The organism is Labilibaculum euxinicum (genome assembly GCF_963678175.1).
Taxonomy (GTDB): domain Bacteria; phylum Bacteroidota; class Bacteroidia; order Bacteroidales; family Marinifilaceae; genus Labilibaculum; species Labilibaculum euxinus.
In genome coordinates this window covers 1,280,708-1,295,422 of the sequence record NZ_OY782756.1, presented here as the reverse complement: position 1 = coordinate 1,295,422, position 14,715 = coordinate 1,280,708, and the positions used below count along the sequence as shown (strand labels likewise).

Genomic DNA, 14,715 nt, shown 5'->3' with positions numbered 1-14,715 from the left:
AAGGACAAGGGTTTGGAACTAAAACAACTTATACAAATTTTCTCGGAGCATCCTGCCCGATACAGCATTGAAAAATATCTGGAACAAAAATCAAAGTTTCAGCTTCACCTAAAAGGTTTGGTTGGTTCTTCGCTTCCCTTGTTGGTTTCCGCCCTTAAACCCGGCCAACATCCACACATTTTACTGTTTAACGATAAGGAGGAGGCCGCCTATTTTTACAATGATCTGTGCAATCTGCTTGATGAAGATACCGTTTTGTTCTTCCCATCTTCCTTCAAACGTTCCGTTCAATATGAGAAAACTGACAGTTCGAACATTATTCTTCGTGCCGAATGTCTGAACCGTTTGAATTCCGATAAGCATCCTACTTTCATTATTACTTTTCCCGAAGCCGTTATCGAAAAAGTAATTAGTAAAGCACAACTGGAAGAAAATACCTTAACAATTAAGGTAGGCGAAAAATTATCTCCCGAATTTGTGGAAGAAGTCTTGGTCGATTATGAATTTGAACGAGCCGATTTTGTGGTAGAACCAGGTCAGTATTCTATCCGCGGAAGTATTATTGATATTTTTTCCTTTTCGGATGAGCATCCTTTTCGAATTGATTTTTTTGGCGAAGAAGTAGACTCCATCCGAATGTTTAATGTGGAAAATCAACTATCCATAGAAAAACTAAACTCCGTTGATATCATTCCCAACATTCAGGAAAGTCTGCTGAAGGATTCCAGGATATCCTTTCTTTCCTTTGTGCCCCGCAATGCCGTTTTTTGGTGCAGGAATTTACAGTTTTCCTGCGACCGGATTCAATCTATATATGAAAGCACCATCGAAAAGGTTCCTTTTATGCAAATGGGTGAAGATTCCGTATCCACTAAAGATTATCTGATAAACAGCAAAGAATTTTTGAATCAGTTAAATGATTTTTCGACATTGGAATTCGGACAGAAATTCTTTTTTGTGGCTCAGGAAGAGCTTCAGTTCAATCAAAATCCGCAACCAGCATTCAATAAAAATTTCGAGTTACTTGGTCAGCATTTGCTAAATAACAATGCCAAAGCAGAGTCGAATTACATTCTTTCCGACAATCCAAAACAGATTGAACGAATCCACAATATTTTTGAAGACCAGGGAATTGAAGTTGATTTTCAGGATGTAAACCATACCCTTCATGAAGGATTTTCGGATAAAGACCTGAGAATATCGATCTTCACCGATCATCAGATTTTCGATCGTTACCACAAATTTCAGCTTAAGAACTCAACGGTTCACAAAGCCAAAGAAGTGGTAACTCTTAAAGAGATTAACCGCCTTCACCCAGGTGATTACATCGTTCATTCCGATCATGGAATTGGTCGTTTCGGAGGTTTGCAGCTAATCGATACTAACGGCAAACCACAGGAAGTAATTCGCCTGGTTTACAAAGACAATGACATTCTGTATGTGAGTTTGCACTCGCTCCATAAAATTTCAAAATACAAAGGCAAAGACGGATCTGCTCCTAAAATATACAAACTGGGTAACGGCACATGGCAAAAGCTAAAGGAAAAAACCAAAGGCAAGGTAAAAGATATTGCCAAGGATTTGATTGCCCTTTATGCCAAACGAAAATCAGAAAAAGGTTTTTCGTTTAGTCCCGACACGTACATGCAGCAAGAATTGGAAGCTTCTTTCATTTACGAAGATACTCCCGATCAGGTGAAAGCAACAATCGCAACCAAAGAAGGAATGGAATCGCCTTACCCAATGGACAGGCTGGTATGCGGTGATGTTGGTTTCGGAAAAACCGAAATTGCCATTCGTGCCGCTTTTAAGGCTGTTGCCGATAACAAACAGGTCGCTATTCTGGTTCCGACCACAATTCTGGCCTTTCAGCATTTCAAAACTTTTAACGATCGATTGAAAAATTTTCCCTGCACGGTAGATTATATCAGTCGAATGAGAACCTCGAAAGATCAGAAACAGATTCTGAAAAATTTAAAAGCCGGACAAACTGATATTATAATCGGGACACACCGGATCATAGGAAAAGATGTTGAGTTTAAAGATTTGGGTTTACTCATCATTGACGAAGAGCAGAAATTTGGTGTATCCGTAAAAGAAAAATTGAAACAGTTTAAAGTAAATGTTGATACCTTAACATTAACTGCTACTCCAATTCCAAGAACATTACAATTTTCATTGCTGGGTGCGAGAGATTTGTCCATCATCAATACGCCGCCACCAAACCGTTATCCGATTGTAACCGAAATTCATAATTTTAATGAAGACATTATTCGGGAAGCAATTACCTACGAAGTGGAACGAAACGGACAGGTTTTCTTTATTCATAACAGGGTTCAAAATATCAAGGACGTTGAAGCAATGATTCAGAGAGCCGTTCCAGGAGTTTCAACTGTGGTTGCCCACGGACAAATGGAAGGACCTAAACTGGAAAAAATCATGCTCGACTTTATCCGAGGTGATTTTGATGTTCTGATTGCAACTACCATAATTGAATCTGGATTGGACATTCCGAATGCCAATACCATCATCATTAATAACGGACAGAATTTTGGATTGAGCGAACTGCACCAGTTAAGAGGCCGCGTTGGCCGATCGAACAAAAAAGCATTTTGCTATTTGTTAACTCCTCCGCATGATTCCATGACTCAGGAAGCCAGACAAAGACTTCAGGCCATTGAAAACTTCTCGGAACTGGGAAGTGGTTTTAATATTGCCATGCAGGATTTGGATATTCGTGGCGCCGGTAATTTACTGGGTGGCGAACAAAGCGGTTTTATTGCTGATATTGGTTACGAGACTTATCACAAAATTCTGAATGAAGCACTTCTGGAATTGAAGGAAAATGAATTCAAAGATGTTTTCGAAGATGAAAAGAAAGAAGAAGGAAAAAATGTTCTCCGATTTATAAGCGAATGCCAAATAGATACCGATTTGGAAATTCTATTTCCTGAGAAATATGTTGAAAGCATTTCAGAACGAATTCGTTTGTACCGCGAATTGGATAACATTCAGACCGAAGAAGAAATAAAAACATTTGAATCTCAACTAAAAGATCGGTTTGGAGACTTACCCGAACCATGTCTTGAACTGTTAGATGTTGTTCGTTTGCGTTGGATTTCTTTGGATTTAGGAATCGAAAAAATCATTCTTAAAAAGGGAAAACTGGTTCTGTATTTTATTTCTGATCAGGATTCAGCTTTCTATAAATCAGCGCAGTTTAGTAAAGTCCTTCAATTCCTGCAGACACAAGTTGTTCCCTGCAAAATGAAAGAAGCAAAAAACAGACTAAGTCTTAGTTTCGAGAAAATTAAGAACATTAAAAAAGCCAGCGAAATACTGGCTCTAATTAATGAGATATAATATTATTACTCCGATCGATAAATTGATCGGAGTTTATTTTTTATGAACACGAATGATCCCGGATGTAGCAAACCACTCCGGTTTCTTCTCCTTTTTCGTTACGCAGCAAACTAGCAATCAGCTTCACGTTCTGCTTTTTATCATTTATCTCTAAAGTAAAATTCACTTCATGTTTCCCGTTCTCCCCTAATGGAATTAAAATATCTTCGGCAAACGATTTTTGTCCCTCGTAAAGAAACAAACTACAGTATAATTTACCGATAGTGCTGTCTTCAGAAATACCAAAAATCCGTTCACATGCCCGGTTCCACGATTTCACCTTCCCCTCAAGGTCGAAAGTAACAACACCATCAACAAAATTATTAATGATATTCGCTTTTTCAGCTAACAACTGACGATAGGCAAACTCCCGCGTAATATCACGAACAATTAATTGTAAATTTTTCTTACCATTAAATTCAATTTGAGCTCCGGTCAAACCAACATCAATCAATTCGCCATGTATGGTTTTTAATTTCAGATGAGTATAAGAGATTCCTTTTTCCATAGCCGACGAATTCTCCAATCTCTCTTTAAAAACTGCCGAGTAATCATCATCAACAAATGACAACAAGGGCAAGCCCATTAAATCTTCGATGTATGCTGTTTTGAATAATTTTAATCCCAAACAGTTCACATATTCGATCAAACCATTTTCATTGATCACAATAATAGCTTCGGGAGAATCGGTAATGAAGTTTCTAAAACGCTGTTCACGCATTTTCTGATCCAAATCAAATTGATGTTTATAAAAAGCCAATTCTATTGAAATTCCAAGTTCCCTCTTATCAATTGGTTTCACCAGATATCCATAAGAATGAATATTAATAACTCTCTGAATAGTGCTTTCTTCAGTATCGCTGGAAAGGAAGATAACCGGAATGTCAAATTTGGTTTTAATTAATTCTGTAGTTTGAATTCCATCAAGGCCTCCACCCAAATGAACATCCATCAGAATAATATCCGGCTTCATTGTTTCACACAAACGAATAGCTTCTTTTCCATCTTCTACTATTCCGATAAGATCGTAACCCAGTTCTTTTAAAAACATCCGAAAGATGGTCGATATTAAACTGTCATCTTCTACAATTAAAATTTTTTTCTTCATCAATCTAAAATTGAATGTGTGATCGATTTTAATCTAAAAAAAGGATATACAATCATTTAAATTGTATTTACTGAATAATTAAATAGCATCTTATTTAAAATGATTATAAAAAACCTAAGTATCAATAGACTAATATGCCTAAAGTTTACTAATTTTATGCGATTTTACAAGACATTTACAATAAATTACCATCATTCCGACTCTTTTGAATTTAATAGTAGACATAGGGAACACACAAATAAAGTCAGGCTTCTTTGAAAACAATCAATTAGTTAGACTTGAAAACTCAACATTAGGGGAAACTGAATTCGTTTCCGGCCTTTTATCAAGATGTGAAAATGCACCTAATGTTATTATTTCTTCTGTTAGAAAATATCCTGAAGAATTAATCTCCAGATTAAAATTGGCCTGCAAAGTCGTTCTGTTTTTTAATTCAGAAATAGGCACACCACTGGAAAACTTATATGAATCGAAAAGCACACTCGGCTACGATCGATTAGCCGCTTGCGCAGGCGCACATGGTTTATATAAAGGAAAAGACATACTGGTAATAGATGCCGGAACCGCTATCACGTTTGATTTTGTTACTGCTAAAGCCCAATATTTAGGAGGCTGTATATCTCCCGGTTTAAAAATGCGTTTCAAAGCTTTACACGAATTTACTCAAAACCTGCCCGAGCTGTCAAAAAATGAAGGTTTCAATTTAATTGGTAAAAACACCAATGATGCAATAGTGTCAGGCGTTCAAAATGGTCTGATCTTCGAAATAGATTCATACATCAACAAATTAAAAGCCATACATCCGGAATTACGTGTGGTAATTACCGGAGGAGATGCCCGTTTTTTAAATAAATCAATAGATAACAAAGCAGCATATCATCCCGAAATCGTATTGGAGGGGTTGAATAAGATATTGGAATTTAATTTATTGATTCACTCTTAATAAGACGTATTTTTTGCAGCTTTATATTTTATTTATAGTTTTGCAAAGGGCTCTCAAATATAGATGTCCCAACCAGTTTCGAAGCTTGTACTAAATTTTTGGTATGAGTTTTGCAGTTTTAGTTCTGACAAAACTAAAACTTTCGTTATATTTAGACCCTGGTTTAAAATATTGAGATTTTACAGGTAAATCTAAATGTCATTTTTGGTTTTGAAATAAAAAGTAACTTGATTATAAAAAAAATAGTAATATGAAGACAAGACTTTTAATTGTAACAATGGTTCTTTTGTTTTCGGGTCTGTTTAAGGCGGAAGCTCAGACTTTGGAATCAAAATATGGGTTGGATAGTGCTAAAACAATTTTAAACGCATCTCTCTACATCGAGATGGTAAAACAGGGAAATTACAAAGAAGCACTTACTGGATGGAGATACGTTTATAGAAATGCACCTGCCTACCAAAAATCCACGTATATTAATGGTGTGAAAATAATGAAAGGATTATACCGCGCTACTAAGAATGACAAATACATTGACACTTTAATGATGGTTTACGATAACCGAATTAAGTATTTTGGTAAAGATCGTAAATATTCTACAGGTTGGATTCTTGGTCGTAAAGGTGGTGATTTGTTTCAATACCGAGAAAAAGATATCCCTTCTGTAAAAGAAGCTTATGCCATGATGAAAAAATCCATTGAAATGCAAGGACTGAATGCTGAAGCGAAAGTTATTGCCAACACAATGGAAGCATCAAAAGTTTTGGTTCAAAACAATCAAATAGAAGCAGAAGAAGTGATCGACAATTACCTTCTTTTTATGGATATGGCTAAGAAGCAAATGGATGCTGAAACTGATCCAGCTAAAAAAGACAATATCAACAACGCAAGATTGAATGTAGAACAAATTTTCTTTGCTGCCGGAGTTGCTGATTGTGAAACCTTAAGCAATATCTTTACTCCTAAATTTCATGCAAATAATAATGATTTGGTTCTGATCAATAAGATCTTAAGAATGTTGAATCGTCAGGAATGTGAAGATGGAGCTTTGTATGCTGAAGTTGCGGAAAGAAAATATGAATTGGATCCGAATGCTGATGCTGCTCACAACTTGGCAAAAATGTTTATCAAGAAAAAAGAATTTGACAAGAGTAAAGAGTACTTAGTTAAGTCTATCGAATTGGAAACAGATGCTGATATTAAAGCGGACCTTCATTTCAAATTAGCTACAATTCTTTTAATGCAAGGCAAATACAGTGATGCTAAATCTAACGCATTAAAGGCAGCCAAATACAGAGCTAATTGGGGACAACCTTATTTGTTGATTGGAAAAGCTTATGCTGCTTACAGCAAAAATTACGGATCAAGTCCGCTTGAAAAGCAAGCTGTTTATTGGGTAGCTGTTGATAAATTTGCTAAAGCTAAAGCTTTAGATCCTGATTGTTCTGAAGAAGCCCGCGAATTAATTACTACTTACTCTAAGTATTTCCCCCGCAAAGAGGAAGCTTTCTTCGAAGGAATTAAAGAAGGAGATACTTATAAAGTTGGAGATTGGATTAACGAATCAACCAAAGCAAGATTAACAGAATAAAACATTGAAAAATATCAATAATATTATCAAAAGCATTGTGATCCTTTCCGGGATTACAATGCTTTTGTCTTGTAAAAACAGTATTAAAGAGGTACAAAGTATTACAAGTAACGAAAAAACCCCGGAGCGTTCGGGCAAAGATGTTGAATTTATTTTCACTGATTCAACACGAATTAAATATCGTGCTTTTGCGGTTGAATTTATTGATGTGAAAACCGAAGATAAAGAGTATCAGGATTTCCCAAAAGGAGGAAAAATTACTTCCTATGACGATGACGGAACTGTTGCAGGACAAATAGAAGCAAATTATGCCAAACACTTTACCTCAGATCAATTGTGGGAACTAAGAAATAAAGTTATTGCTGTTAGTGATGACGGGAAAACCATAAATACCGAATTAATGTATTGGGATCAAGGTAAAGGTCTCATTTATTCGGATCAATATGTTAGAATTACCACAGATGATGGTCAGGTTTTGGAAGGAATCGGTTTTTCTTCTGATGATAAAATGGATAAGATTACCCTCAAAAAAGTTACTGGTGAAGTATATTTAAATGATGAAACAGAACAATAAGAATAAAATCGTACTATATTGCATCTAAAATCATTTAACACATGAAACAAAAACTCCCTTTCATTTTAGAAATCATCTGGTTAATCGTTATGATTGTTGGCTTGATTGCTGCTGTACACAAAACAATTGATTACGGATTTGCTGAAAGTATTATGCTGTATGTTATCGCCGGCATTGCTGGTTTAATGTATGTTTGGAGAAGATACATGCGGAAATTACAAGAGAAAAACAAAGCCCGGAAATAAATGAACGAGCTGATCATCATTTTTATCATGTTGGCCTTATCGGCATTTTTCTCAGGAATGGAAATTGCTTTTATTGCCGCAAACAAGTTGCGAATGGAGCTTGATCGAAACAAAAATACAGTTTCGGCTAAGGTTATTTCTATTTTTTCTCAAAACCCAGGACATTATATTAGTACCATGCTCGTTGGCAACAACATTGCCCTTGTAATATATGGTATTCTTATGGCTAAGTTATTGGAACCTTCTATAGCGCTATGGATTGATTCCGATTCAATAATACTGGCTGTTCAAACATTTCTTTCAACCATATTAATTCTGGTTACTGCAGAGTTTATACCCAAAACCCTTTTTAGGATCAATCCAAACATGGCTTTGAACCTGTTTGCCCTTCCGGTGATGTTTTTTTACATTTTATTCTATCCGATAACATCGTTCACTATATTCCTATCAAAAAATATTATCCGAAAAATTTTTAAAACTAACATTACCGAAGAAGAAGAAACGCAGGCTTTTGGGAAAGTTGATCTGGATCATTTGGTACAGGAAGGCCATGATGCCCAAACCATAGCCGAAGACGATCTTCACGACATAAAAATATTTAGAAATGCGCTCGATTTTTCAAAAGTGAAATTGCGCGAATGCATTGTGCCCCGAAATGAAATTGAGGCAATGGAAATTAATGGTGATATTTCAAGCCTGACGCAACGTTTTATAGAAACCGGATACTCCAGAATTTTAATCTACAAAGATTCAATCGACAATATTGTTGGTTATATACACTCGTCTGTAATTTTTAAAAATCCACAAAGTATAAAGGCAGGCTTAAGCAATATTATTATTGTACCCGAAACAATGCCCGCTCATAAATTACTAAATCTTTTTACGCGCGAACATAAAAGTGTTGCCGTAGTGGTTGATGAATTTGGAGGAACAGCGGGAATGGTTACCATCGAAGACATCATGGAAGAGATATTTGGCGAAATTGAAGATGAACATGATGACGTAGATCTGGAAGAACAGAAAATTTCAGATACAGAATACATTTTCGCAGGCCGTTTGGAAATAGATTATCTGAATGACAAGTATGAACTTAACCTGCCTGTATCAGAAGACTTTGAAACATTAAACGGCTTTCTTATTTTCACTCACGAAAGTATTCCCACGTATAATGAAACAATTCGCATTGAAAATTTCAATTTTAAAATTTTGGAAGTAAGCAATACACGTGTTATTAAAATACGCTTAACAATTCTATAAAATATCCTTCATCCCCAATTTTCTTATCCTCATTTAAATCATCTCTATTTATATCCAAAATAGATATCCGGGTATGTCCGCATCCTCAATTGTAAGTAGGATCAGGTCAATATTATTCCAGATAGAAATAATTACTTTCAAGTCTCTTTTTATTTTACTATAAAAGCGAGTAATCCAATTGCAATAAAAAGCGATCATTTCCCATTTTTTTGTATATTCGTAGCCTAATTAAGAATATTTAAATCTTTTTCGATGGCAACATTACAAAAAATAAGAAATCGTGGTGTTTTTATAGGGATCATTATTGGTGGTGCTCTTCTTGCATTTATTGCTGGAGATGCTCTAAAATCAGGTGGTTCGTTATTAGCAAACTCACGAAATGAGATGGCAGAAATTGCAGGGGAATCAGTAAACATCCGTGATTTCCAAAACCGATTCAATCATAGTCTTGAGATTAACAAACTCATGTCCGGACAGAACTCAATTCCATCGGAACAGATTGAGCGTTTAAGAGAGCAGGTTTGGCAACAGATGGTTCAGGAATTTGTAATGAACCGTGAGTATGATGAGTTGGGAATTTCTATTTCTTCTGAGGAATTATTTGATATGGTTCAAGGTAGAAATATCGATCCTGCTATTCGTCAGTTATTTCAAAACGAAAACGGATTGGTTGATAAGGATCAAGTTGTTGCAACTCTTAAGAAATTAATTGCAGCTCCTAATGGAACTCCTCAAAAAGCTTACTGGTTAAACATCGAAGAATCAATTATTACGCAAAGAAATCTTGTTAAGTACAATACCTTAGTTCAAAAAGGTCTTTACATGCCAAATGTATTGGTTAAAGACATGGCAACTAAAGGAAGTAAAAAAGTAGATTTCAATTATATTGTGAAAAGTTACAATCTAATTCCAGACAGTACTATTAATGTAACTGAATCTGAAATCAGAGATTACTATAGTAAACACGAAGATCTGTTCAAACAAACAGAATCAAGAAAGATTGATTACGTATCATTTGACGTTATACCTTCTACTGAAGATTACAAAGCAACTGAAAAATGGATTGTTGACTTGAAAGAAGACTTCACAAATGAAAGCAATGACGTTCAATTTGTAGAATTGAATGGCGACAGCGATTTTAATGCTTACTATTTCAAACAAGACGAAATCACAAATGCTGATCTTAACGCATTCGCGTTCTCTGCAAATAAAGGTGATGTATTTGGCCCTTACTTCGAAAACGAAATGTATAAAATGGCAAAACTGCATGAAGTAAAAATGCTTCCTGATTCAGTAAAAGCCCGTCACATTCTAATTCGTCCTGTTAATGGTGATTATAAAGGTGCTGAAGCAAAAGCTGACAGTTTAAAAGCTTTACTTGATAAAGGAGCTAAGTTTGCTGTTTTAGCAAAAGAAAACTCATCAGATCAAGGTTCTGCTGTTAATGGTGGTGACTTAGGATGGTTTACTCAAGGAAAAATGGTTCAGCCATTCAACGATGCTGCTTTCTCTTCGAAAAAGAATGAAGTAAAAGTTGTTCTGACTCAATTTGGAGCTCACGTTATTCAGGTTACCAATATGAGTAAGGCAGTGAAAAAAGTTCAACTTGCTATTGTTGACCGTAAGGTTGAAGCCAGTCAAAAAACAATTCAGGCAGCTTATGCTAAAGCCCGTACTTTTGCAGGAAACAATCTTGACAAAAATGCGTTCGAGAAAGCAAGCACTGCTGATGGTTTAAATCGTAGAACAGCAAATCTTAAAAGAGAAACTAAATTGATCCCCGGACTGGAAAATTCAAGAGATCTTGTTAGAGCTGCCTACAACACGGATAATATGGAGAGTATTTTATTGAATAATGATAACTCTGCAGTTTTCGAATTTGGAAACAAATTTGTTGTTGCGATCCTTTCTGATATAAAAGAAGAAGGAATTGCATCTATTCAAGATAAGGTTTCTGAAATCAAGAGAGCGATCAGAAAAGATAAAAAAGCTGAACTAATTATTGCTGAGATGACAAAGAGTAGTGCCGGAGCTCAAAGTTTGCTTTCTGTGGCACAAAAAGAAAACTTAGAAGTTAAAACTGCAACAGGTATCAGTTTCCAATCGTTTCAGATTCCTGGTGCAGGGATTGAGCCTAAAGTAATAAGTACAGCTTCAATGCTGGAGAAAGGTAAAATTTCATCTCCTGTTGAAGGCAATCAAGGTGTTTACATGCTTGTTATTACTAACGAAAACAGCGATGAAGTTTCTGATGTTACCGTTCAAGCTTTTAAATCAAGATTAGAGCAAGGATATCAATACAGAACAAACTATCAGGCATTTCAGGCATTGAAAGAAAATGCAAATGTTATTGATAAAAGATACAAGTTTTATTAGAGAGTAAAACTCATTAAAAAGCGGGATGATAAATTATCATCCCGCTTTTTTTGTGCATTTAAGTTTATCCATAAAAAAAGAGATGCTACAAATGCAGCACCTCTTAAAATTCCTTATAAAACTAGGACAAAAGCTCCTTAACTTTATCAGCAATGGCTTTACCATCAGCTTTACCTGTTAATTCTTTGGAAGCCAATCCCATTACTTTCCCCATATCTTTCATGGAAGATGCTCCGGTTTTAGTAATGATTCCCTGAACGGCAACGGTCAAATCTTCATCAGACAATTGAGCAGGAAGATAAACCTCTAAATAACTTAATTCCAGAAGTTCCTTCTCGGCTAAATCTCCACGCCCTCCGGCAGTGAATGTACTGGCAGAATCTTTACGTTGTTTCACCAATCGCTGAATGATCTTAAGTGCAGAATCATTGTCGATATCGGCAGCTCCTGTTTTTGTCATTTCCATGGTAAAAGCTGTTTTTACAGCTCGGAGTGCTTCCAATCTGTCTCTTTCCTTCGCCTTCATGGCAGTTTTTATATCTGAATTGATCTGTTCTAATAAACCCATTGTTCTGTATTTTAAGTTTCTATAAGATTATGACTGTATGACTACTCTTCGTCTAAAGTAAAGCGAATAACCTTACCCGATTGAAATTTCTGGTTGTCTATATTCTTCAGTTTTCGCTTGTAAGCAGGAATATTTTCAATTTCATCAATTTCAGTATCCTTCAAATCTGTCAAGATTAACTGATTCTCTTCCGATTTTTCATTCGCCTCTTCTTCTAAAATAGTTTTTACTTGATCGACAGCACTGTTGCGTCCTCTGCCAGCCTGAAAAGATGCAGTTTTGGGTGTCGCCTTCTCCTCTGGAATTAAACCATTATCGAAACCCGTTGCTATGATTGTAACCGATACTTTTTTTCCTAATGCCAAATCCTGCCCTGTACCCCAAATAATAGAAGCACTATCGCCAACAGCTTCCTGAACGTAGTCGGTTATTTGTCCCACCTCATCCATGGTTACCTCTTCCTGACCGGAACTAATATTTAAGAGAATATTTCGGGCTCCTCTAACATCATTGCTGTTCAATAATGGTGATGTAAGAGCCTCACGAATGGCATTAACAGCACGATCCTCTCCCTCGGCCGAAGCAGATCCCATTACTGCAACCCCACTATCTGTCATTACTGTTTTTACATCTTCAAAATCTACGTTGATATAACCGTGAAGCGTTATAATCTCAGCAATTCCTTTAGCTGCGGTTGCCAACACATCATCCGCCTTGGAAAAGGCTGTAGACAACTTTAAATCGCCGTAAATTTCGCTTAGCTTTTCATTGTTTATCACTAAAAGGGAATCCACATTCTCTTTTAATTTATTGATTCCTTCAATGGCCTGGTGCAATCGCTGGCGTCCTTCAAAACGAAATGGTATCGTAACAATACCCACCGTTAAAATCCCCATTTCTTTAGCCGCTTTCGCGATAACCGGAGCGGCACCTGTACCTGTTCCTCCTCCCATACCAGCAGTAATAAAAACCATTTTGGTATTATCAGCCAGCACTTCAATTATATCTTCCAAATTCTCAATCGCGGATTGCTCACCCCGCTCGGGTTTGTTACCCGCACCACGACCTTCAGTCAGCGATTCACCCAACTGAATTTTCACAGGAATTTCACTTGTTTCAAGGGCCTGGGCATCAGTATTGCAAATGACAAAATCCACATCTTTTATGCCCTGCTTATACATATAATTTACAGCGTTACCGCCACCACCACCAACACCAATTACTTTTATAATCGATGATTCATTTTCCTGCAAACTAAAATCAATTAAATCCTCAGTCATTAATATCTAAAATTATCTCTTTTATGATTTCACGCAACTTAAAACGCTACATCGAAGAATCATTATTATCAAATATCTGTGTAAACTTATCTTTAAACCAATTGTCGAGGCTTCCTTTTTTATGTTCCTCTTCTCCACTTTCTTCCTCAACTTCAATAGGTTCCTTACTTTTAGTTACAGGCGTTTTTTTCTCTTCTGTTACCTCATACTCCTCACGGTCTTCATCGGAGCGTTTTCTCATCAACTCTTCTCTTCGTTGCCTTTCCTCCCGCTTCTTCATTGCCGCAATCTCCTCAGCTTCGGCTGGATTCTCAATAATCAGCTCCAATTTAGGAGCTTCATTTTGAACTGATTTCCGAGGTTCTATACTTAATTCAGGAATAGGGCTTTCGGAAAATCCGGTAGCAATAATTGTAACGCTTAATTCATCGTCCAATCTATCACTATTACCATTTCCCCAAATAATACTCACCTCGTCACCCACTACATCGTGAACGTAATCGGTAATCACACTAACCTCCTGCATGGTCACCTCATCTTTACCCGAGATGATATTTAATAAGATATTTCTTGCTCCGCAAATATTATTACTATTCAATAACGGAGATGTAAGTGCCTCTTCAATAGCACGAAGCGCTCTGTCTTCACCTGTAGCAGAAGCTGATCCCATTACGGCTACACCACTATCCCTCATCACGGTTTCCACATCGGCAAAATCGACATTTACATAACCATGAACAGTAATTATTTCAGCAATACTTTTGGCGGCAATAGATAAAACATCATCAGCCTTTGCAAAGGCATCCGATAATTTTAAATCACCATACATCATCCTCAACTTTTCGTTATTGATGATTAGAAGTGCATCCACATGCTTTTCCAGATTTGCAATTCCTTCCATCGCCTGCTCAATTCTTCTTTTCCCCTCAAATCGAAATGGGATCGTTACAATTCCAACAGTTAGGACTCCTTGCTTTCTGGCTGTTTCTGCAATTATAGGAGCTGCACCTGTACCGGTTCCACCTCCCATACCGGCAGTCACAAATATCATTTTGGTTTTCTCACTTAAAACTTTATTGATGTCATCAATACTTTCAAGTGCAGATTCCCGTCCTCTTTCAGGTTTGTTTCCAGCTCCTCTACCCTCGGTAAGTGATTTACCAAGCTGTACCTTAATCGGCACCTGACTGTTTTCCAAAGCCTGAGAATCAGTATTACATATTACAAAATCGACCCCCGTGATTCCTTCTTTTAACATGTGATTAACAGCGTTACTTCCACCGCCACCCACACCAATCACTTTTATAATGGATTTCTCTTTAGGTTCAAAATCAACCGGTAACAATTCGTCAATCATGATGTCACAAGTATTAG

Annotated in this window: 11 protein-coding genes; 7 read left to right on the top strand and 4 right to left on the bottom strand. The window is 36.5% G+C overall.

Translation table 11 applies throughout. The annotated features are described in order from the left end of the window. The first annotated feature begins 12 nt into the window (after positions 1–12). On the top strand, positions 13–3,363 hold the full coding sequence (mfd, locus tag ACY0M5_RS05560; protein WP_461631071.1) for a transcription-repair coupling factor: 3,351 nt from the start codon (positions 13–15) through the stop codon (positions 3,361–3,363). A 40-nt stretch (positions 3,364–3,403) separates the two neighbouring features. Here mfd and ACY0M5_RS05555 read toward each other — a convergent pair whose 3' ends face one another. Next, positions 3,404–4,510: a PAS domain S-box protein gene (locus ACY0M5_RS05555; protein ID WP_156196848.1), complete on the bottom strand. Its 1,107-nt coding sequence runs from the start codon at positions 4,508–4,510 to the stop codon at positions 3,404–3,406. A gap of 205 nt (positions 4,511–4,715) precedes the next feature. Here ACY0M5_RS05555 and ACY0M5_RS05550 point away from each other — a divergent pair, with 205 nt between their 5' ends. From ACY0M5_RS05550 to ACY0M5_RS05525, 6 genes are all read left to right on the top strand, one after another. Beyond that, entirely contained in the window at positions 4,716–5,453 is a 738-nt protein-coding gene (locus ACY0M5_RS05550; protein ID WP_461631070.1) for a type III pantothenate kinase, read from the top strand. 250 nt (positions 5,454–5,703) lie between these two features. Then, complete coding sequence (locus ACY0M5_RS05545) at positions 5,704–7,041, top strand: tetratricopeptide repeat protein (RefSeq protein ID WP_461631069.1); 1,338 nt, start codon at positions 5,704–5,706, stop codon at positions 7,039–7,041. A gap of 4 nt (positions 7,042–7,045) precedes the next feature. Continuing rightward, a complete protein-coding gene (gene lptC, locus ACY0M5_RS05540) occupies positions 7,046–7,615 on the top strand; it encodes an LPS export ABC transporter periplasmic protein LptC (protein ID WP_461631068.1) in 570 nt (189 codons plus the stop codon). 41 nt (positions 7,616–7,656) lie between these two features. Next, on the top strand, positions 7,657–7,860 hold the full coding sequence (locus ACY0M5_RS05535) for a hypothetical protein (protein ID WP_124993905.1): 204 nt from the start codon (positions 7,657–7,659) through the stop codon (positions 7,858–7,860). After that, positions 7,861–9,117 carry a hemolysin family protein gene (locus ACY0M5_RS05530; RefSeq protein WP_461631067.1) on the top strand — a complete coding sequence of 419 codons (1,257 nt, stop codon included), beginning with the start codon at positions 7,861–7,863 and terminating at the stop codon, positions 9,115–9,117. Positions 9,118–9,369: 252 nt separating this feature from the next. After that, a complete protein-coding gene (locus ACY0M5_RS05525) occupies positions 9,370–11,493 on the top strand; it encodes a peptidylprolyl isomerase (RefSeq protein WP_461631066.1) in 2,124 nt (707 codons plus the stop codon). A 121-nt stretch (positions 11,494–11,614) separates the two neighbouring features. Here ACY0M5_RS05525 and ACY0M5_RS05520 read toward each other — a convergent pair whose 3' ends face one another. The 3 genes from ACY0M5_RS05520 to ftsZ (ACY0M5_RS05510) are packed head-to-tail and all read right to left on the bottom strand — an operon-like array spanning position 11,615 to position 14,698. Further along, the gene (locus ACY0M5_RS05520) at positions 11,615–12,061 is read right to left on the bottom strand and encodes a GatB/YqeY domain-containing protein (protein WP_124993908.1); all 447 of its coding nucleotides are present in this window, start codon (positions 12,059–12,061) and stop codon (positions 11,615–11,617) included. Between the two features lie 41 nt (positions 12,062–12,102). Then, positions 12,103–13,341, bottom strand: coding sequence for a cell division protein FtsZ (gene ftsZ, locus ACY0M5_RS05515; RefSeq protein ID WP_461631065.1), 1,239 nt, complete (start codon positions 13,339–13,341; stop codon positions 12,103–12,105). A 46-nt stretch (positions 13,342–13,387) separates the two neighbouring features. Next, positions 13,388–14,698: a cell division protein FtsZ gene (gene ftsZ, locus ACY0M5_RS05510; RefSeq protein WP_461631064.1), complete on the bottom strand. Its 1,311-nt coding sequence runs from the start codon at positions 14,696–14,698 to the stop codon at positions 13,388–13,390. Positions 14,699–14,715 lie beyond the last annotated feature (17 nt).

What these genes read in the sequence shown, in the direction of transcription:
- ACY0M5_RS05555 (WP_156196848.1), bottom strand. Translation starts at nt 4,510, where the DNA reads ATGAAGAAAAAAATTTTAATTGTAGAAGATGACAGTTTAATATCGACC.
- ACY0M5_RS05545 (WP_461631069.1), top strand. Translation starts at nt 5,704, where the DNA reads ATGAAGACAAGACTTTTAATTGTAACAATGGTTCTTTTGTTTTCGGGT.
- ACY0M5_RS05535 (WP_124993905.1), top strand. Translation starts at nt 7,657, where the DNA reads ATGAAACAAAAACTCCCTTTCATTTTAGAAATCATCTGGTTAATCGTT.
- ACY0M5_RS05530 (WP_461631067.1), top strand. Translation starts at nt 7,861, where the DNA reads ATGAACGAGCTGATCATCATTTTTATCATGTTGGCCTTATCGGCATTT.
- ACY0M5_RS05525 (WP_461631066.1), top strand. Translation starts at nt 9,370, where the DNA reads ATGGCAACATTACAAAAAATAAGAAATCGTGGTGTTTTTATAGGGATC.
- ACY0M5_RS05520 (WP_124993908.1), bottom strand. Translation starts at nt 12,061, where the DNA reads ATGGGTTTATTAGAACAGATCAATTCAGATATAAAAACTGCCATGAAG.
- ftsZ (WP_461631065.1), bottom strand. Translation starts at nt 13,341, where the DNA reads ATGACTGAGGATTTAATTGATTTTAGTTTGCAGGAAAATGAATCATCG.
- ftsZ (WP_461631064.1), bottom strand. Translation starts at nt 14,698, where the DNA reads ATGATTGACGAATTGTTACCGGTTGATTTTGAACCTAAAGAGAAATCC.